Origin of the sequence: Uruburuella suis, from assembly GCF_022870845.1 — a bacterium.
GTDB classification, from domain to species: Bacteria; Pseudomonadota; Gammaproteobacteria; order Burkholderiales; family Neisseriaceae; genus Neisseria; species Neisseria suis.
The window spans coordinates 1,309,239-1,328,705 of sequence record NZ_CP091507.1; the positions used below are offsets into that span (position 1 = coordinate 1,309,239).

Annotated in this window: 20 protein-coding genes; 9 read left to right on the plus strand and 11 right to left on the minus strand. The window is 56.7% G+C overall.

Features of this window, described 5'->3' with window-relative positions:
• Positions 1-301: 301 nt before the first annotated feature.
• The 6 genes from LVJ78_RS05830 to LVJ78_RS05855 form a co-directional block, all read right to left on the minus strand.
• Positions 302-1,612: a sulfate adenylyltransferase subunit 1 gene (locus LVJ78_RS05830; RefSeq protein WP_132952270.1), complete on the minus strand. Its 1,311-nt coding sequence runs from the start codon at positions 1,610-1,612 to the stop codon at positions 302-304.
• A 370-nt stretch (positions 1,613-1,982) separates the two neighbouring features.
• Positions 1,983-2,735, minus strand: coding sequence for an IS5 family transposase (locus tag LVJ78_RS05835; protein WP_244802559.1), 753 nt, complete (start codon positions 2,733-2,735; stop codon positions 1,983-1,985).
• Positions 2,736-3,157: 422 nt separating this feature from the next.
• On the minus strand, positions 3,158-4,138 hold the full coding sequence (acuI, locus tag LVJ78_RS05840) for an acrylyl-CoA reductase (NADPH) (RefSeq protein WP_132954638.1): 981 nt from the start codon (positions 4,136-4,138) through the stop codon (positions 3,158-3,160).
• A gap of 99 nt (positions 4,139-4,237) precedes the next feature.
• A complete protein-coding gene (locus tag LVJ78_RS05845; RefSeq protein ID WP_207894336.1) occupies positions 4,238-4,813 on the minus strand; it encodes an RBBP9/YdeN family alpha/beta hydrolase in 576 nt (191 codons plus the stop codon).
• Positions 4,814-5,162: 349 nt separating this feature from the next.
• Entirely contained in the window at positions 5,163-6,101 is a 939-nt protein-coding gene (cysD, locus tag LVJ78_RS05850; protein WP_279387959.1) for a sulfate adenylyltransferase subunit CysD, read from the minus strand.
• Positions 6,102-6,256: 155 nt separating this feature from the next.
• The gene (locus LVJ78_RS05855; RefSeq protein WP_132954640.1) at positions 6,257-6,988 is read right to left on the minus strand and encodes a phosphoadenylyl-sulfate reductase; all 732 of its coding nucleotides are present in this window, start codon (positions 6,986-6,988) and stop codon (positions 6,257-6,259) included.
• A gap of 204 nt (positions 6,989-7,192) precedes the next feature.
• Between LVJ78_RS05855 and radC the strand changes: the two genes are divergently transcribed.
• The 6 genes from radC to LVJ78_RS05885 all read left to right on the plus strand — a co-directional run bounded on the left by radC (position 7,193) and on the right by LVJ78_RS05885 (position 12,589).
• Positions 7,193-7,867: a RadC family protein gene (gene radC / locus LVJ78_RS05860; protein WP_132954641.1), complete on the plus strand. Its 675-nt coding sequence runs from the start codon at positions 7,193-7,195 to the stop codon at positions 7,865-7,867.
• A gap of 185 nt (positions 7,868-8,052) precedes the next feature.
• On the plus strand, positions 8,053-9,342 hold the full coding sequence (bioA, locus tag LVJ78_RS05865) for an adenosylmethionine--8-amino-7-oxononanoate transaminase (protein WP_132954642.1): 1,290 nt from the start codon (positions 8,053-8,055) through the stop codon (positions 9,340-9,342).
• A 60-nt stretch (positions 9,343-9,402) separates the two neighbouring features.
• Positions 9,403-9,939 carry an NUDIX hydrolase gene (locus LVJ78_RS05870; RefSeq protein ID WP_132954643.1) on the plus strand — a complete coding sequence of 179 codons (537 nt, stop codon included), beginning with the start codon at positions 9,403-9,405 and terminating at the stop codon, positions 9,937-9,939.
• A gap of 150 nt (positions 9,940-10,089) precedes the next feature.
• Entirely contained in the window at positions 10,090-10,842 is a 753-nt protein-coding gene (gene gloB / locus LVJ78_RS05875; RefSeq protein WP_132954644.1) for a hydroxyacylglutathione hydrolase, read from the plus strand.
• Between the two features lie 273 nt (positions 10,843-11,115).
• A complete protein-coding gene (locus LVJ78_RS05880) occupies positions 11,116-11,901 on the plus strand; it encodes a TrmH family RNA methyltransferase (RefSeq protein WP_132954645.1) in 786 nt (261 codons plus the stop codon).
• Between the two features lie 28 nt (positions 11,902-11,929).
• Positions 11,930-12,589 (plus strand): YecA family protein, encoded by a 660-nt coding sequence (locus tag LVJ78_RS05885; protein ID WP_132954646.1) that lies wholly within the window; start codon positions 11,930-11,932, stop codon positions 12,587-12,589.
• Positions 12,590-12,915: 326 nt separating this feature from the next.
• On the opposite strand, the gene LVJ78_RS05890 is transcribed toward LVJ78_RS05885, so the two are convergent.
• Both LVJ78_RS05890 and coq7 read right to left on the minus strand, forming a co-directional pair.
• The gene (locus LVJ78_RS05890) at positions 12,916-13,518 is read right to left on the minus strand and encodes an NUDIX hydrolase (protein ID WP_132954647.1); all 603 of its coding nucleotides are present in this window, start codon (positions 13,516-13,518) and stop codon (positions 12,916-12,918) included.
• Positions 13,519-13,805: 287 nt separating this feature from the next.
• A complete protein-coding gene (gene coq7 / locus LVJ78_RS05895) occupies positions 13,806-14,426 on the minus strand; it encodes a 2-polyprenyl-3-methyl-6-methoxy-1,4-benzoquinone monooxygenase (RefSeq protein ID WP_132954661.1) in 621 nt (206 codons plus the stop codon).
• A gap of 116 nt (positions 14,427-14,542) precedes the next feature.
• Here coq7 and LVJ78_RS05900 point away from each other — a divergent pair, with 116 nt between their 5' ends.
• Positions 14,543-15,076 carry an inorganic diphosphatase gene (locus LVJ78_RS05900; RefSeq protein WP_132954648.1) on the plus strand — a complete coding sequence of 178 codons (534 nt, stop codon included), beginning with the start codon at positions 14,543-14,545 and terminating at the stop codon, positions 15,074-15,076.
• A gap of 121 nt (positions 15,077-15,197) precedes the next feature.
• On the opposite strand, the gene LVJ78_RS05905 is transcribed toward LVJ78_RS05900, so the two are convergent.
• Entirely contained in the window at positions 15,198-15,860 is a 663-nt protein-coding gene (locus LVJ78_RS05905; protein WP_132954649.1) for a cytochrome b/b6 domain-containing protein, read from the minus strand.
• A gap of 291 nt (positions 15,861-16,151) precedes the next feature.
• Between LVJ78_RS05905 and LVJ78_RS05910 the strand changes: the two genes are divergently transcribed.
• Together LVJ78_RS05910 and LVJ78_RS05915 are read left to right on the plus strand one after the other, a co-directional pair.
• A complete protein-coding gene (locus tag LVJ78_RS05910) occupies positions 16,152-17,045 on the plus strand; it encodes an NAD(P)H-hydrate dehydratase (protein WP_132954650.1) in 894 nt (297 codons plus the stop codon).
• A 57-nt stretch (positions 17,046-17,102) separates the two neighbouring features.
• Complete coding sequence (locus LVJ78_RS05915) at positions 17,103-17,528, plus strand: PaaI family thioesterase (protein ID WP_132954651.1); 426 nt, start codon at positions 17,103-17,105, stop codon at positions 17,526-17,528.
• Positions 17,529-17,601: 73 nt separating this feature from the next.
• Here the strand turns inward: LVJ78_RS05915 and dut are convergent, their stop codons facing one another.
• Positions 17,602-18,054 carry a dUTP diphosphatase gene (dut, locus tag LVJ78_RS05920; protein WP_132954652.1) on the minus strand — a complete coding sequence of 151 codons (453 nt, stop codon included), beginning with the start codon at positions 18,052-18,054 and terminating at the stop codon, positions 17,602-17,604.
• Between the two features lie 463 nt (positions 18,055-18,517).
• Positions 18,518-19,420: a ribokinase gene (gene rbsK, locus LVJ78_RS05925; protein ID WP_132954653.1), complete on the minus strand. Its 903-nt coding sequence runs from the start codon at positions 19,418-19,420 to the stop codon at positions 18,518-18,520.
• Positions 19,421-19,467 lie beyond the last annotated feature (47 nt).

Genomic DNA, 19,467 nt, shown 5'->3' on the forward strand with positions numbered 1-19,467 from the left:
TGCGTACGATTACGCTTTGTTTTCACAAAGCTAATCGTACCTACGTTTGTTGTTCAGACAGCCGGGACGTTGTAGGTCGGATACTTGTATCCGACATTTTCTCAGCTCCGGAAAACTTGTTCTGCGAACAAGCGTCGGATTCGAGAATCCGATCTACGCCTACGCCTTCAATGCTGTAAACAAAACGATGCCGTCTGAAAAAATGTTTCAGACGGCTTTTGTTCGCCATGCGTACGATTACGCTTTGTTTTCACAAAGCTAATCGTACCTACGCTTGTTTTCAGACGGCCTGTTTGACCGTTTAAATATCGAAATCGCTGCGCTCGTGGGTGGCGGTGATCATGCCGGCGGCTACGGTGTGGTGGCTGGCTTCATCAATCAGGATAAAGGCACCGGTGGCGGGGTTTTCGGCATAGGTGGTGGCGGTGAGCGGCTGTTGCAGGGCAAGGCTGAGGCTGCCGATGTCGTTGATGGCGAGCTTTTCGGCGGCTTTCACGTTGCTCAGTGTGTGCACATCCCACACATAGGCGATTTGCTTCACTTTGGCGGCGGTGGTTTGCGTGCCGTGTTTGAGCAGGTATTTGCGCTGCGGGTTGAGCGCGCGCTCGTCAAACCAGCACACCGATGCCTGAATGTGGCGGGTGGGCAGGGCGGGATTGTTGGCGGCCAGAATGCTGTCGCCGCGCGAGATGTCGACATCGCTGTCGAGCGTGAGGGTGAGGGCGCTGCCGGCTTCGGCGCTTCGGGCTTCGCCTTGCGGGGTGTAGATGGCGGCGATGCGGGCGCTTTTGCCTGAGGGCTGCACGCGGATTTCGTCGCCCACGCTCAAGCGGCCGGCTTCGAGGCGGCCTTGGTAGCCGCGGAAATCGTCGCTGCTGCTGCCGTCTTGGCGGGCCACGCGCTGCACGGGAAAATGGGCGCTCAAACGGGCGGCGCGGCTGCGTTCCACCGGTAGGCTTTCAAGCAGCGGCAAAAGCGGCAGGCCGCGATACCACGGCGTGTGTGCGCTGGCGGCCACGATATTGTCGCCGGCCAATGCGCTCACGGGCAGGTAGTGGATTTGTGCGGCTAGGCCGATTTGCGCAGCGAGCGTGCGGTAGGCCTCGGTGATGGCGCGGTATTTTTGTTCATCGAAATCAAGCAAATCGAGCTTGTTGACGGCCACAATGATGTGCGGCGTGCCCAAAAGCTTCAAGATGGCGCTGTGGCGGCGGGTTTGCGGCAATAAGGCGGGGCTGCTGCCGGAAAAATCGACGCGGGTGGCATCAATCAGCACAATGGCAGCGTCGGCGGTGGATGCGCCGGTGACCATATTGCGGGTGTATTGCTCGTGGCCGGGAGTGTCGGCGATGATGAATTTGCGTTTGGCGGTGGCGAAATAGCGGTAGGCCACATCAATGGTGATGCCTTGCTCGCGCTCGGCGGCGAGGCCGTCGGTGAGACCGGCAAAGTCGGGCGCTTGGCCGTTGGCGGCGGATTGCGCGAGCTTGTCGGCTTGGTCGCTCAAGAGCGTGCGGCTGTCGTAGAGCAGGCGGCCGATCAGGGTGGATTTGCCGTCGTCAACGCTGCCGGCGGTGATAAAACGGAGCAGGGGGGCGGTGGATTGGGTCATGGTTTCCTCAGATTCGGGCGGCTTTTGAATGCTGCTTACTTTAGCGAGGCCGTCTGAAAAAGGGAAAGAATGCTTTGTTGTAATCAAATGCGCTTTGGTTATATAGTGGAATGTAAGAAAAAGTGACACGAACTGCATTCTGAAACAGCGTAGCTTGGGTTGCCAAACCCAACATTTCAGACGGCTTGTGGATTTGTTGGGTTTTCAATCCAACCTACTTGCCGTATCATTTTTTATGCATTCCATTTTTTATGCATTCCATTATTTATGCATTCCATTATTTATGCATTCCATTATTTATGCATTCCATTATATGTGGTGTATATGTGGTGCGGGTGGGGAAACCCTAGGGCGTCCTGACAATTACTTGTCATAAAGGCAGCCATAGCATAATACAAGCTAAAGCAACTACGCTTTCATAATGCCTTTTCAAACGATCGTAACGGGTGGCAACCGCACGAAAATGTTTCAATTTTTCAAAGGCATTCTCTACCAAATGCCTCGCTTTATACAAATACCAATCCATACACACATTCAGACGCTCCCTGTCTTTTTTATAAGGAATATTCGGCCTGATGCCCATATCGGCAAGCAACTGCCTGAAAGCGTCAGAGTCATAACCTTTGTCGGCAGTCAGCACTTCGGTTGAGGATAAATCTACGCTATCCAGCAATTCCGGTGCCGCAGTAATGTCATTAACCGTTCCCGATGTGACCTTGAAACCTACAGGGTTTCCACAGGCATCGACAGCCAAATGAATTTTAGTGCTATTGCCACCACGGCTGTGGCCGACAGCGGCTGCCTCTCCAACAGTTGCCGCTGCATGTTGGTGGACTTTGACATAGCTGCCGTCAATAAATACCCATTCCATATCGGGGAATTCGGTCAAGGCATTGAGTATGCTTTGAAAAATCCCTTTCTCCGACCATCTATGGAAGAGGCGCAACAGGGAATTGCCTTTACCGAAAAACGGCGGGATGTCTTCCCACGGTATGCCGGTTCTGATGCGGTAAAGTATGCCTTCTATTTTGAGACGCAGATTTTTCTTGTGGTAAACGCCTAAATCGAGCAGAATGTTTAACAGCTTTGACCAGTATTCATCTTTGAGTAGTGTTCGAGGCATGGCAGATAAGTATGTTTTGTTTGGCGACAAAAATTTTAACTTATCTGCCTTTCTTTTATCTGATTATTTTTATGACAAGTAATTGTCAGGATGCCCTAGGCCGTCTGAAAAAAGGTTTCAGACGGCCTTTGTGTGCCATGCGTACGATTACGCTTTGTTTTGACAAAGCTAATCGTACCTACGTTTGCTGGCATCCGACATTTTTCGCAGCCCTAAAAATCTTGTTCTGCGAACAAGTGTCGGATTCGAGAATCCGACCTACCCGCCTTGCTGCGTTTTTTTGCTTTGAATGCAAAAAATAAGGCCGTCTGAAAAAAGTTTCAGACGGCCTTTGTGTTGTGCGTATGATACTGCTTTGTTTTAACTTAACAAAGTCAATTGGATTGCGCTTTTCAGACGGCCTGTTTGCAAATGGCTGTATTTTACAATTTCACCAGCGTGCGGCCAGTGATTTCGCCGCGGATAATCTGTGCGGCGGCTTCGGGCACGGCTTCGAGCGCGATTTCATTGCTGGCGGCGGCGTAATAGCTTTCGGGCAGCAATTCGGCCACTTTCTGCCAGGCGGCCACGCGTTTTTCGTAGGGGCAATACACGGAATCGACGCCGATAAGCTTCACGTTGCGCAAGATAAACGGCATCACCGTGGTGGGCAGATCCATGCCGCCGGCCAGGCCGCAGGCGGCCACAGCGCCGTCGTATTCGGTTTGCGCCAGCACTTTGGCCAATATTTGCGAGCCTACGGTGTCTACCGCGCCGGCCCAGCGGGTGGATTCGAGCGGCTTGGCCGGCTGCGCCAATTCGGCGCGCTCGATAATGCGTTGGGCGCCGAGGCTGCGCAGCAAATCGCCGTTTTGCTCGGGGCGGCCGGTTACGGCGGCCACGCGGTAGCCGAGCTTGTTCAGCAGCGTGATGGCCACGGAGCCCACGCCGCCGCTGGCACCGGTCACCAGAATTTCGCCGCGCTCGGGCGTGATGTGTTGATCCGCCAAGGCTTGCACACACAGCATGGCGGTGAAGCCGGCGGTGCCGATAATCATGGCTTGGCGGGTGCTGAGCGCAGCGGGCAGCGGCACGAGCCAATCGCCGTTAACGCGGGCTTTTTCGGCCAAACCGCCCCAATGTTTTTCGCCCACGCCCCAGCCGGTGAGTATCACTTTGTCGCCGCTGCGGTAGCGCGGGTGCGCCGATTCAATCACGGTGCCGGCAAAATCGATGCCGGGCACCATCGGATATTGCTGCACGATTTTGATGGCATTAGTGAGCGCCAGCCCGTCTTTATAATTGATGGTGGAATATTCAACGGCCACGGTCACATCGCCCGCAGGCAGCCGCGATTCATCCAGCGTTTCGATGGCGGCGGCGGTGTGGCCGTCGGCTTGATTCAATACCAAAGCTTTAAACATAAAGTGCTCCTGATGGTTGGCAATAGCGCCGCGATAACAAACGGCTGCATGGTTTGGCGATTAAAAGCCCGGCGGCGGCGGCTGTCAAGTGCGGCGGCATTATTGCAGCGGCTGGGCGGCCACAATGCTTTGAGCTGCCTGCCAAGCTTGCGGTAGCTCGAAAAAGCCGTCATCGCCCATCAAGTGGCCGCCGCCGGCTACCTTGTGCACGAAGCTGCCGAGCTTTTCGGCCAGCGCCAGGCTGAAGGCGGGCGGCACCACAGTATCGTTATCGCTGATGATGCTGTGGATATTCGGGCAGGCGCGGCGGATGGCGGCGAAATCGATGGCCAGCCGCGCCAAATAGCCGTCAAGCTCCGGCAGCTCGGGCAGGGTTTGCTCAAAAGCCGCGGCCAGAATGATGCCGCCGATGCGCTCGGGCGCGGTGCGGCTCAGATAATGCAGCAGCGTGGGCGTGCCCAAGCTGTGGGCAATCAGCAGATGGTGTTCATCCGCTTGGCCGATGTGCTCCGCCAGGCTTTGTTGCCAGCGGCCGAAATCGGGGCGGCCGGCATCGGGCAGCGCAATGCGGGTGCAGACAATGCCTTGGCCGGCGAGCTTTTCGGCCAGCCAAGGAAACCAGTGGCGCTCGGGCGCGGATTGATAACCGTGGATGATGTGGGCGTGTCGGATCATGGGCTTTCTCGAAAAATGCGATGGCTTGGAAAAGCTTTTCATGCCCATTCAAAAAATAGCCTTATAAAGTAAAAGCCGTTCGATAGCACCATCCGCGTAGTTTGGCCATCGGCCAAAGCGTTGTGCGCGGCTTGTTCTGCGAACAAGTGTCGGATTCAAGAATCCGACCTACGGGCTGTAGGTTTGTATCTTATTTTTAGAATGGGTTTCAGAGGGGATTTCAGCAGGTTTCGGCGCTGCCGGCAAGCTTGTGTTCGTTTAAGGTAAAAGGCCGTCTGAAAGGCTTCAGACGGCCTTTTGATGCTTTATCGCTATTGTTGTTTGAAACGGGCATGGTTTTAAAAACGTTTCAAAAATAACCGGCTTTTTTGCGCTCTTCCATGGCCGCTTCGGATGCGCGGTCGTCCATGCGCGTGGCGCTGCGCTCCGACACGGTGGCGGCGGCGGTTTCGGCGATGATTTCGGCGGCGTTGGCGGCGGTGCTGGCCACGGGGCAGGTGCAGGAAATATCGCCCACGGTGCGGAAACGCACGCTGCGGATGGCGCTGGTTTCACCTTCGCGCTTGGGCGTGAGCGGCGTTACCGGCACCAAAAGGCCGCTGCGCTCGACCACTTCGCGCTCGTGGGCGTAATAAATCGGCGGCAGCGCCAGCTTTTCACGCTCGATATATTGCCAGATATCGAGCTCGGTCCAGTTGGAAATCGGAAACACGCGCATGTTTTCACCGGAAAACAGGCGCGTGTTGTAGAGGCTCCACAATTCGGGGCGTTGCGCTTTCGGATCCCATTGGCCGAATTCGTCGCGGAAAGAAAAGATGCGCTCTTTGGCGCGCGCTTTTTCTTCATCGCGCCGCGCGCCGCCCATCAAGGCATCAAAGCCGTGCGCTTCGATGGTTTCAAGCAGGGTAACGGCTTGGGCGGCATTGCGCGAATCGGTTTCGCGGCGCAGCACCACGCTGCCTTTTTGGATGGAATCTTCCACATGCCCCACCACCAGCTTCACGCCGGCGGCGGCCACGGTTTCATCGCGAAAGGCAATCACTTCGGGATAATTATGGCCGGTGTCGACATGCAACAGCACAAACGGCAGCTTGAGCGCCCGGCCGGGAATCTGAAAAGCTTTGATGGCCAGCGCGAGCAGCACCACCGAATCTTTGCCGCCGGAAAACAGAAGCGCCGGCTGTTTGGCTTCGGCAATCACTTCGCGGATGATGTGGATGGATTCGGCTTCCAGCCAGTCGAGATGGCGGTTTTGGATAGACATCGGTTGGGTTCCTTGTTTAAACATGGTGTTTACTTTAGCGAGGCCGTCTGAAAAAGGGAAAGAATGGTTGGTTGTAATCAAATGCGCTTTGGTTATATGTTGTGCGGTGCTTTGTGCAATCTATGTCGGCAGGCCGTCTGAAAGTTTTTCAGACGGCCTTTTTGTTTGCAAACACGGTTTTATTTGTGCAAACCACATTCTTGGCTGCTTTGGTTTTCCCACCACCAACGTCCGGCGCGGATGTTTTCACCGCGTTTCACCGGGCGGGTGCACGGCTCGCAGCCTATGCTGGGGTAGCCTTGGCGGTATAAGGCGTTGAGCGGCACTTGGTGCCGCGCGGCATAAGCCCACACATCGGCCTCTTCCCAATCGAAAATCGGGTTGAATTTGGCGATGCCGCGCGCGTGGTCGGTTTCTTCAAAATCCAGATAGCTGCGGCTGTCTGCCTGGCTGCGGCGCTGGCCGGTGAGCCAGGCGGGCGCATCGGAGAGCGCACGGTTCAGCGGCTCGATTTTGCGGATGTGGCAGCATTGCCGGCGCCGCTCGATGTGCTCGTAAATCGAGGCGGCGCCGTGTTCGCGCTCGAATGCGGCGGCGGCTTCGGGCAGCGGGCGGAACACTTCGATGGCGATGCCGTAGCGCGCATCGGTGTGCGCAATCAGGGCTTCGGTTTCGGGATTGAGCTTGCCGGTGTTGAGTGTGATGATGCGGATGGGCAGCGCGTGGCGGCAGATTTGATCGGTGATAATCATGTCTTCGACGGCGAGGCTAGAGGCCAGCACGGCACGGGGAAAGCGCTCGGCAATGTGCTGCAAGCGCTCGGCCAACGCGGCTTCAAGCTTGTCGGCGCGCTCGGTGGCGGCGGCGGTGGCGGCGGGAATCTGCCAAAATTCGGGCTTGGGCATGGGCATCTTTCGTGAATGGCTTAGGCGGCATTGTCGGCTGCTTGCGGCCAAAAGAGAAAGAATGCTTGTTTATTTGTTTATAACCAATTGGTTTTTCAGGCCGTCTGAAAGCGTTCAGACGGCCTGTTGTTTTTCTTGGTGAATATAACAAAAGAAATAAATATGTTATATTGCAACCTACTCATTATCAATAATAAAAGGGGAAACATAATGAGCATCAAGCAATGGCCCGAGGGCGAGCGCCCGCGTGAAAAGCTGATCGAACGCGGCGCGGCAGCGCTGAGCGATGCCGAATTGCTGGCGATTTTGCTGCGCGTGGGCACGCGGGGCATGAGTGCGGTGGATTTGGCGCGCCATTTGTTGGGCGAATTCGGCAGCCTGGGCCGGCTGATGAGCGCCGATGTGAAGGCCTTGTCGGCACATAAAGGCATGGGGCCTGCGAGCTACACCCAATTTGCGGTGGTGCGCGAAATCGGCCGGCGTGTGCTCGGCGAAGAGTTGCAGGACAATATCGGCTTCGAAAACCCGCAGGCGGTGGCCGATTTTTTGCGCCTGCAATTGGGGCATGAAAAAGTGGAGGTAACGCTGGCGCTGTTTCTCAACCAGCGCAACCGGCTGATCGGCCAGAGCGAGTTGGGGCGCGGCACGGTGGCGGAAAACACCGTGTATGTACGCGAGGTAGTGAAGCAGGCGCTGGAAATGCACGCCAGCGCGCTGATTATCGCGCACAACCATCCCGGCGGCAGCGCCGAGCCTTCGGAAGCCGATATTGTGTTTACCCGCCGCTTGGGCAATGCGCTGGATTTGGTCGACGTGCGCCTGCTCGACCATTTTGTGATCACCGCGCGGCAGGCGGTGTCGTTTGCCGAACGCGGTTTGTTGTAGGGGTGTTTGTTGCAGCAAAGAGGCCGTCTGATACCCATTCTAAAAAATAACCTAACTGCGTTGGCTCGCCTTGCTGTACGTGTGTACTATCTGCGGCCCGCCGCCTTGTTATCTTATTTTTTAAAATGGGTATGAAAGCCGCATGCGCTATAATGCCGCTTTCAGACGGCCTTTTGATATCTGCCATGCTTACCGCCCAAGACCTTGATTTCGACCGCCGCCATATCTGGCATCCCTATACTTCGATGACCGAGCCTTTGCCCGTGTATCCCGTGGTGCGCAGCGAGGGCGTGATGCTCGAATTGGCCGGCGGGCAAAAGCTTATCGACGGCATGTCGAGCTGGTGGTGTGCACAGCATGGCTATAATCATCCCGAATTAACCGCCGCGGCCAAAGCGCAGCTCGATGCCATGCCGCATGTGATGTTCGGCGGCCTCACCCACGAGCCGGCTATTCGCTTGTGCGAAGCGCTGCGCACCATGTTGCCGCCCAATCTCGAATGCATTTTTCTGGCCGATTCCGGCTCGGTGGCGGTGGAAGTGGCCTTGAAAATGGCGCTGCAATATTGGCACGGCAAAGGCACGCCGCGCAGCAAATTCCTCACCATTGCACACGGCTATCACGGCGACACCTTCGGCGCGATGAGCGTGTGCGACCCGGTAAACTCGATGCACAGCCTCTACCGCCGCTTTCTGCCCGAGCATATTTTCGTGCCCGCGCCGCAAAGCCGCTTCAACGGCGAATGGTCGGCAAGCGATATCGAGCTGTTTCAGGCAGCCTTGCGGCAACACCACCGTAAAATCGCCGCCGTGATTTTGGAGCCGATTGTGCAGGGCGCGGGCGGCATGCGTGTGTATCACCCCGAATATTTGCGCCGCGTGCGCGCTTTGTGCGATGAATACGGCGTGTTGCTGATTCTCGATGAAATCGCCACCGGCTTTGGCCGTACGGGCAAGCTTTTTGCCTGCGAACATGCCGCCATCGCGCCCGACATCATGTGTATCGGCAAAGCGCTCACCGGCGGCATGATGACGCTTTCCGCTGCCGCCGCGAGCCGCGAAGTGGCCGATGCCGTGAGCCGCAGCGAAGCCGGCGTGTTTATGCACGGCCCCACCTTTATGGGCAACCCGCTCGCCTGCGCCGTGGCCGCGGCCAATATGCAGATTTTGGCGCGCAACGAATGGCCGGCGCAAGTGGCCGCGATTGAAGCGCATTTCCAAGCGGCCTTAGCGCCTTTGCGGCATGAAAAAAACGTAGCCGATGTGCGCATTATCGGCGCCATCGGCGTGGTGGAAACCCGCCGACCGGTAAACATGGCCGCCATGCAGGCTTTTTTTGTGAAAAAAGGCGTGTGGATACGGCCTTTCGGCAAGCTGATTTATCTGATGCCGCCTTTTATCATTCAGGCACACGAATTGCAAAAGCTCACCGATGCCGTGGCCGCTGCTATGCGCCATGAAGCAGGATTTACCTGATTATCTGTTTGTAATCATTAAACTTTCAGACGGCCGTCTGAAAGAAACCCGGGAGCCATTATGGATTTGAAAGAAACCCGCCTCACCTCCGAGCCGGTGCTGGAAAACAGCTTTTTAAACGTGCACCGCGACACCATCCGCCTGCCCAACGGCCACACCCACGAACGCATCGTGGTGCGCCACCCCGGCGCATCCTGCGTGTTGGCGCTTACCGCTGAAGAAAAAGTGATTTTGGTGCGCCAATGGCGTTATGCAGTGGACAAGCCCTTGCTGGAGCTGCCCGCCGGCAAGCTCGACCATGCCGGTGAAAACCCTGCCGAATGCGCCTTACGCGAGCTGGCCGAAGAAACGCCTTACACCGCCGAGCGCGTGCGCCTGCTGCACACGTTTTACACCGCACCCGGCTTTTGCGATGAAAAAATATACCTTTACCAAGCCGAAGGCGTGCGCGCGGGCAGCACGCTGCAAAACGATGAAGACGAATTCACCGAAACCGTGCTGCTTGGCCGCGAAGCCATCCGCGCCGCGCTGCAAAACGGCGAAATCGTTGATGCCAAAACCTTAATCGGCCTGCAATATTGGCTGCTCAACAGCTGAGGCCGTCTGATACCAATCCCAAAAAATAACCTAACTTCGTTGTCTCGCCTTGCCGTACTATCTGTACTGTCTGCGGCTCGCCGCCTTGTTAGCTTACTTTTTTGAATTGGTATTAGTTTACTTTTTTGAATGGGTATGAAAGGAAGCACCATGCCGAAAATCACCCCGATTGCTGCGTTTAACGACAACTATATCTGGCTGCTCGAAGCGCACGGCCAAGCCGTGTGTATCGACCCCGGTGATGCCGCGCCCGTGCTCGCTTATTTGCGCGCGCACAATCTGAAGCTCTCGCAAATCTGGATCACCCACCACCACGCCGACCACACCGGCGGCGTGGCCGCGCTCAAAGCCGCCTATCCCGATTGCACGGTGTATGGCAACCGCGATATCGCCGAAGCCGACGCAGCGGCGGCAGAGGGCACGCGCATCCGCTTTGGCGATTTGCAGGCCGAAGTGTGGGCCACGCCCGGCCATACCGACAGCCACCTGAGCTATCTGCTCACGCTTTCAGACGGCCTGCATGTGTTTTGCGGCGACACCTTGTTCAGCGCCGGCTGCGGGCGCGTGTTCACCGGCACCATCGCGCAATTGTTTGCCAGCTTTCAGCGCTACAACCGCCTACCCGCCGATACTTTGTTTTACCCCGCGCACGAATACACCGCCGCCAATTTGCGCTTTGCCGCCCACATCGAGCCCGACAATGCCGACATTCAGACGGCCTTGCAACAAGCCGCCCGTACGCCGACGCTGCCGGTGTCGCTGGCACACGAACGCAAGGTGAGCCCGTTTTTGCGCAGCGCCGAGCCGGATGTGGCCGCGCGCGCCGCCGCTTTGAGCGATGATGTGCTGCCGGATGAAGCCGCCGTGTTTGCCGCTTTGCGTGCATTGAAAAACCGGTTTTAGGCCGGTTTAAAAACAACCTGGATTTTTGTCTGCTTATCGGTTGATAGCGCGTAGCCTGTAGGTCGGATTCTTGAATCCGACACTTGTTCGTAGAACAAGGCTCTCATATTGCTTTGGCCTTGAGGCCAAGTGTCGGATTCAAGAATTCGACTTATGCGGATGGTGCGATTGAACGGCTTTTATTTTGTTAGGTTATTTTTTTTTGGATAGGCACAAGGCCGTCTGAAAGCCCGCGCGTAGGATGATTGCCTTTTTTCACGATATAATGCCGCCATGAAACGGATTACCTCTGCTCACAACGAGCCGCTCAAGCATTTGGCGCGGCTGCTCTCTCAAGCGCGCGCGCGCCGCGAACACGGCCAAACCGTGCTCGAAGGCGTGCATCTTGTGCAAACCTGTCTGCAACACGGGCTGATGCCGCAGCAGGTTTATCTGCCCGAATCGCGCCTGCATCAGCCCGAAATCCAAGCCTTGCTGGCGCAATTGCCCGAGCATTTGATTACCTTGGCCGCCAATGAAGCGCTGGCAAAAATCACGAGCCTGAGCGAAGGCGAAGATGTGATGGCGCTGCTGGCCATTCCGGAAGCCGGCGCGCTGCCCGTTGGCGGCGATTGCGTGGTGCTGGAGCGGGTGCAGGATCCGGGCAATGTCGGCACTATTTTGCGCAGCGCGGCGGCGGCGGGGGTGGGGCAGATTGTGCTCAATGCCGATAGCGCCGATGCGTGGTCGCCCAAAGTGCTGCGGGCCGGCATGGGCGCGCATTTTCTACTACGCATCCACAGCCGTGTGGATTTGGCGCAATGGCGCTCGGGCTATCAAGAAAAGTTGTGGGCCACGGCCTTGAGCGGCCGCCCGCAAAATCTTTATACAATGGCGCTGGCCGAGCCTGCCGCGTGGCTGTTCGGCAACGAAGGCAGCGGCGTGAGCGCGGCGGCGTTGGCGCTGGCCGACGGCAGCGTGCACATTCCGATGGCCGGCGCCACCGAATCGCTCAATGTGGCGATGGCGGCCACGGTGTGTTTGTTTGAACAAATGCGCCAACGTATGCAGGCCGTCTGAAAAAATCTCATCAATAAAAGGAATATCCATGCAATTGCAACCGTTTGACCCGGCCGCGCGCACGCGTTTGGCCGAGCTGCTCGACAGCCGCGCCGAAAAAGGCAACACCATGCGCTGCGATGAAGTGCAGGCTTTTATGCTGGCCTTGCTCTCCGGTCCCGATGCGCTCAACACCGCCGAATGGCTGCCCGAAGTGTTGGGCGACGAGGCTTTGTTCAGCAGCGCCGAGCGCGCCGAAGTGGAAGCGCTGGTGTTGGGCATGGCTGCCGATATGCTCAACACATTAAGCGGCAAAACCCTGCCCGAATTGTGGCTTTATGCCGATGCCGCAGGCAACGATGATTTTTTCACCTGGTGCAACGCCTATCTCTACGGCCTCGACACCGTGCCGACCGATTGGTTTGAAGCCATCGACGACGAAGCGTTTGAAGATTTGTTTTACCCGGTGATGGCCTTGGCCGGCGTGTATGATGAAGACGAAGGCGGCGAAGCCGTGCTCACCTTCAGCGCCAAAGAGCTCACCCAGCTTGAGGGCGAGCTGCCGCACACGTTGCTGGCGGTTTACCAATATTGGCAAACCATCATCCACAAACCCCAAACCGTGCGGCGTGAAGGTGCAAAAACCGGCCGCAACGACGAATGCCCGTGCGGCAGCGGCAAAAAATTTAAAGCGTGCTGCGGCAAATAAGGTTTGATGCGCAGGCACGTAGGCCGCTGTTTTTGCGACGCAGCCGTATGCATGTGCTTCGCATGATACCGGCTTTAAATCGATTGAAAACTTACAGGCCGTCTGAAACGTGATGTTCAGACGGCCTGTTTGATTTTTGCGGGTTGGGGCAAATTTTGTATAGTGGAATGCAGGAAAAAGTGACACAACGGGTAGGTTGGGTTGAAAACCCAACAAGCCCACAGGCCGTCTGAAACGTTGGGTTTGGCAACCGAACCTACCTGTTATAGTGCGCAGTTTTGTGTCACTTTTTCTTGCATTCCACTATAGCTGCTTTTTTTACGCTTTCAGACGGCCGCTTGAAACAGGCGGTATCGCTCGGCTATGTCGTGCAGAATCATGGCGGTGAGGCCCCAGATGTCGTAATGCCGATAGGGCAGCGTGGGCGTGGAGAGGGTAAGGCCGTTGTGGGTGAAGGCGCGGCTTTGATAATTGGCAGTATGCAGGGCGAAATCGAGCGGCAGGTAAAAGATTTCGGCCACTTCGTCGGCATTGGGCCGGGTGAGGGGGCTTTCGGCACTCAGCGCGGGCACGGGTGCAACGGCGTAGCCCGAGGGGGTGAAATAAGCGGGCAGTTGCGGAAAAGTCTGCCAATGCGCGGCTTCAATGCCGGTTTCTTCGGCGGTTTCGCGCAAGGCGGTGGCGGTGAGGTTTGGGTCTTGCGCATCACGGCGACCGCCGGCCAGCGCAATCTGGCCGGTGTGGTGGCGCAAGCTGTCGGCGCGGCGGGTGAGCAGAATCTGCCATTGCGCTTCATGCTGCACCACCGCCAGCAACACGGCGGCCTGGCGGAAATCGCCGCCTTGAAACATGCGGTTGCGCGTTTGCTGCAAGGGTGCGGGGAGATCGGCGGCGCTGCTGAAAAAGCGGCTTAATTCGGTGTGGGTCATGGGCGGCGCTAAAAGTGGGGCGGGTAAAATGTAGGCAGCTGTATCTATGCGGCCGTTAAACTTTAAATTTCAAAAGCGGTTGTCGGCGCAACAAGGCGGTGGCCGCATTGTTGGTGTTTTGCATCAGAGATAGTGGAATGAATGAAAAACCGATGCAAGCTGCATGGCAAAGCATGCACACAGAAGCGGTTTAAACCGCGTGCGTGGCTGCGTCACACACCCTGCACACGATTTGAGATTGCTTATTTCTGTATCCGTTTTCTTTGATTTCACTATAAAAATGGCGCTCACACCCGATAGCTGATGGTGGTCATGATTTTTGAAGAAAGCTTCATCATTTCTTTCACCGGCAAGGGTAGCGGCGCGGCGCCGAAATCGTGCGCCATTTCGGCGTGCTGCATTTCATCGAGCCGCATTTGCGCCACGATGGCGCGGCTTTTGGTGTCTTCTGCCGGCAGGCCTTGCAGATGTTCTTCCAGATGCGCGGTTACCTGATGTTCGGTTTCTTCCAAAAAGCCCAGGCTCCATTTGTCGCCGAGCAAGCCCGCGCCGATGCCGATGGCGAGCGACCCGGCATACCACACGGGGTTGAGCAGGCTGGTGCGCCCGCCCAATTCGTGCACGCGCTTGGCTGTCCAGGCCAGGTGTTCCACTTCTTCGTAAGCGGCGTGTTGCAGCGCTTCGCGGTTGGCCGGGGTGCGCGCGGTGAGCGCCTGGCCTTGGTAAAGCGCTTGTGCGCACACTTCGCCCACATGGTTTACCCGCATCAAGCCCAGCGCGTGCTGCTTTTGCGCCGCGCTCATGCCGCCTTCTTGCAGGCCGGCATCGGGGTAGGGGCGCGAGGTGGCGGCGGGTGCAAAAAGGGTGCGCAATACGGTGTCGATATGGGGAATCAGCTTGTCGGCCAACATGGGCGGCTCCTGTGCGGTGTGGCGGTGAAAACAGCATTATAACTGCGTGTCAGGCCGTCTGAAAACCTGCTATACTTGCGCCCGTTTAACACCTCTAATTTCAAGGAGTCATCATGGCTGATTTTAACCAAATCCTCACGCCCGGCGATGTGGACGGCGGCATCATCAATGTGGTTAACGAAATTTCTGCTGGCAGCTGCCACAAAATCGAGTGGAACCGCAAATTGGCGGCTTTCCAGCTCGACCGTGTGGAGCCGGCCATTTTCGCCAAGCCCACCAACTACGGCTTTATCCCGCAAACGCTGGATGAAGACGGCGACGAGCTGGATGTGTTGCTGATCACCGAGCAGCCTTTGCCCACCGGCGTTTTTCTCGAAGCCAAAGTGATCGGCGTGATGAAATTTGTGGACGATGGCGAAGTGGACGACAAAATCGTGTGCGTGCCCGCCGACGACCGCAACAGCGGCAATGCCTACAACACCTTGGCCGATTTGCCGGCGCAATTGATCAAGCAGATTGAATTTCATTTCAACAACTACAAAGCCTTGAAAAAGCCCGGCTCTACCAAAGTGGAAAGCTGGGGCGATGCAGCCGAAGCCAAAGCGGTGATTAAAGAATCGATCGAGCGCTGGAATCAGCAGAAATAATTCGAGCAGAAATAATTCGATAGTTATCAAAAAGGCCGTCTGAAACATTATGGGTTTCAGACGGCCTTTTTGTTGGATGTGAAAAAGCAGGCAACGCAGCAAGCTTGTTTTTGAATGGGCATCAACCGATATTCACAACCAGCCACACCGCCGCCGCGGCCACCGCCAGCGCCGCCAAAAATTTGCCCGTGCCGGCAAATTGCAGCGCCGGCAGCTTGCCGGCCAGCATTTTGCAACCGCTAAACATGGGCGTGATTAAATCGTGTTTTTTGATGAATTTATAAATCAGCACCGTGGCCACATGCACCGCCACCAGCGCCAGCAACACATTGAAAAATAAAATGTGCGCATTGCGCGCGGTGCTGCCGGCCTCTTCGCTTACCAAGCTGTTGAGATAGCCGTTGTAGAGCCAAGTGTTTTCATCGGCGGCAAATAAACCTGTGAACACTTGCACCAAAAGCGCCGCCAACAGCGCGAGCACCATCAGCGCGCCGAGCGGGTTGTGGCCGGGCTGCTCGTTTTCGCTCAGTTGCCCGCCCAAATAGCGCCGAATCTGCGCCGGCCCCTTAACAAATTGGGCAAAGCGCGCGGTGTCGCTGCCCCAAAAGCCCCAACACAGGCGAAACACCACCAAGCCCAAAATAAACACGCCGCAGCGCAAATGCCACGCCATCAGATTGCCGCCCGTTTCGCCGCTATACCACATAAAAGCCAGCGCGAGCACCAGCAGCCAGTGAAAAAGCCGCGTGGGCGCATCCCATACTTTCAGTTTTTGCTTGGTCATGTTATATACTTTCGTTGTGTTTTGAATAATCGGCCGCCCGGTTCGCGTGCATTTTTTTTGCAAGATGCTTTGAATGCAAAAGCTTGTGTACAAAACCAACCCGAGCCGCAAGCTTATTTTGTTGTTTCAGACGGCCTGTCGGGCTAAGCGCCGGTTTACGAGCCAATCTTGCTGCGTTTTCCGCTTTGCAAGCGCGCTTTTGCTCACAAAAGTTTACTCGCGGATGAATTGCAAGTAGACCCCAAGAGGCCGTCTGAAAGCATTGTAACCAAATCTGCCACGGAAATCATTATGTTCACCAGCCCCTACCGCAGCAAAAATTTCGACAGCCTGCAAGCCGCCGCGCAGCAATTTCCGCGCCTGTTTGCTCCGCGCAGCGAGCGCAGCCACAAAGGCACTTACGGCACGCTGGCGGTGGTCGGCGGCGCTGAGGGCATGAGCGGCGCGGTGATATTGGCGGCCACTGCGGCGATGTATGGCGGCTGCGGCAAAGTGTGGGCGGGCTTCAATCAGGCGGAGCTGCCGTTTGCCGTGATAGCGGCGCGGCCGGAAATCATGCTCGCCACCGCCGCTCAGCTGCAGGCGCGCAACGACATCAGCGCCTGGGTGTGCGGCTGCGGGCTGGGCTTGGGCGAATCTTCGCTGCGCGTGTTGCAGAACCAGCTCGCATTGGCGCATGAGCGCGCGCTGCTGCTCGATGCCGATGCGCTCACCTTGCTTGCCTGCCATCCGCAATTGGCCGCTGCCGCGCCGCGCAACACCTTGGTGCTCACGCCGCATCCGGCCGAAGCCGGGCGGCTGCTGGGCATATCCACCGCACAAGTGCAGGCCGAGCGCAGCCTGGCCGCTGCGCGCATTGCTGAAAAATACCGCGCTTATGTGGTGCTCAAAGGCCACCGCAGCATGGTGTGCAGCCCCGACGGCAGCCAATATGTCAATAAAAGCGGCAATGCCGGCTTGGCCGGCGCGGGCAGCGGCGATGTGTTGAGCGGCATCATCGGCAGCCTCTTGGCGCAAGGCATCGCGGCCGAAGAAGCCGTGCGCGGCGGCGTGTGGCTGCATGGCGCGGCGGCTGATGTGTTGCGCGATTCGGAAGTGGGCGAGAGCGGCATGCTGGCCGGTGAAATCGCCGCCGCCGCCCGCTGGCTGCGCAACCGCTTGAGCGCGGCTTTTGCGGCGCAATAATTCGATTGTTTTTTTGATAAAGGGTAAACCCTTTGATTTCACCCGCGAGGCAGACAAATGACTGAAACAGAGAAAATGGCGGTTTTGAGCGCCTTAAACAAACGCAGCGCCGGCACGCTGATGGATTTGCTCGGCATTGAATTTATTGATGTGGGCGATGATTTTCTCACCGTTAAAATGACGATTACGCCGCAAACACACCAGCCAGCCGGCATTATGCACGGCGGCGTGAGCGTGGTGTTGGGCGAAACCGCAGGCTCCTGTTTGTCCAACCTGCTGCTGGGCGAAGGGCAGCATGCGGTGGGCTGCGATATTACCGCGCACCACCTGCGCCCCGTGCGCGCCGGCACGGTTTACTGCACCGCCCGCCTGCGCCGCAAAGGCCGCACCATGCATTACAGCGAAATGGAAGTGAGCGATGAGCAAGGCCGCTTGGTTTGTGCCATGAGCATGAGCAATATGGTGGTGGCAGCCAGAGAGTAGGCGGCCAGGCTTGAATGGCAAAGGCCGTCTGAAATATTTTTTCAGACGGCCTTTATTGATTGCGAATGCCTTATTAAGCTTTGCCGGTGCTGCCGAAGCCGCCTTCGCCGCGCTCGCTTTGGGCAAATTCTTCAACCACCTTAAAAGCCGCCTGCACCACCGGCACAATCACCATTTGCGCAATGCGCGCCATCGGCTCGACGGTGAAGGCTTCTTGGCCGCGGTTCCACAGCGATACTTTTAATTCGCCCTGATAATCCGAGTCGATAAGGCCCACGAGGTTGCCCAACACAATGCCCTGCTTGTGGCCGAGGCCGGAGCGGGGCAGCAGCATGGCGGCATAATCGGGGTTGCTCAAATGCACGGCCAAGCCGGTGGGCACGAGCAAGGTGTCGCCCGGTTGTAAAATAGCGGCTTCATCGAGGCAGGCGCGCAAATCAAGGCCGGCGGAGCCGGGCGTGGCATAGGCAGGCAGCTGGCCGGCCATTTTGGGGTGGAGGATTTTCAATTCGACTTCGGTGTGCATGGTGATGTCCTGTGGTTTTGACTGGCGCGATTATAGCGCAGCGGGCGGGAAAAAGCTTTTGTGTCCGGCTTAAAAACAGTCTTATATTCATTCAAAATAAACTATTATGAATATTGGATATAAAGGCCGTCTGAAAATCTTTCAGACGGCCTTTGCTTCGGATTTCAAGTGCAAGTTTTGGAAAATGGAAAATTATCTGTGGCTTACCGTTTTGTTGTCTTGTTTTTCAGGTTTGGTATAACAAGGCGGCGAGCCAACGCAGGGTTATTTTTTAGAATGGGTATGACTGGATTTTAGTGTAGAAACAGGTGCAGGCAAAACAAAACACAATCAAAAAAATTTTAGCCAAATGCATGAATATATTGATTTTATATTTAAAAACAGGCCGTCTGAAAGGTTTCAGACGGCCTGCGTCAGGTAGGCATCGGCTAAAAAATTTTGCCTGATTCGGAAAATATGCCGATTACGCTTGCTGTTTTAAAAAATCGGCCAATTCGGCGGCGGTGGGCATGCCGCCTTGTGCACCGGCTTTGGTGACGGAAAGTGCGGCGGCGGCACAGGCCTGCTTCACTGCCGGCGCGATGCCTTGCTGCCAAAACACCGCCAGCGCGGCGTTGAAGGTGTCGCCGGCGCCGGTGGTGTCGACGGGGTTTACCTTAAATGTGCTTTGGCGGTGCAAAATGCCGGTGTCGTCATTATAAAGTGCGCCGTCGCTGCCCAAGGTCATCACCACTTGGCAGCCGGATTGGCGGATTAGCGTTTCCACCGGGGTGTCGGTCGGCAAGCCCAAGCTGAGTGCCAGCTCGTAGGCGTTGGGCGTGAGCACGCTCACCAATGAGCGCAATTCGGCGGGAAGTGCTTGCGCGGGGGCGGGGTTGAGCACAAAAGGGCGGGCGTGTTTTTTGGCAAGCCGGGCGGCAGCGAGCACGCAATCCATCGGAATTTCAAGCTGGCACAACACGATGTCGGCAGCGGCGATGCGCGCTTCTTCGGCTTCGATGTCGGCGGGCGTGATGCCGAAATTGGCGCCGGACACCACGATAATATGGTTGTCGCCCTCGGCCACGGTGATGTTGGCAATGCCGCTGGGCAAGGCGGGCAACACTTTCACGGCTTCGGTGTTGACGCCTTCGTGTTGCAGGTTGGCCAAAAGCTCGCGGCCGAAATCATCTTCGCCGATGGCGCCTATCATCTGCACTTCTGCACCCAAACGGGCGGCGGCCACGGCCTGATTGGCGCCTTTGCCGCCCATAAAGCGCTGAAAACCGCTGCCTAAAAGGGTTTCACCCACCTGTGGAAAACGCGGCGAGCGGGTGACCAAATCCATATTGATACTGCCGATAACGGTGATTTTGGGTGTTGTCATAACAAGGTTCTCGCAGAAAACAGGCTGAATCTGAAAAGCATAAAACG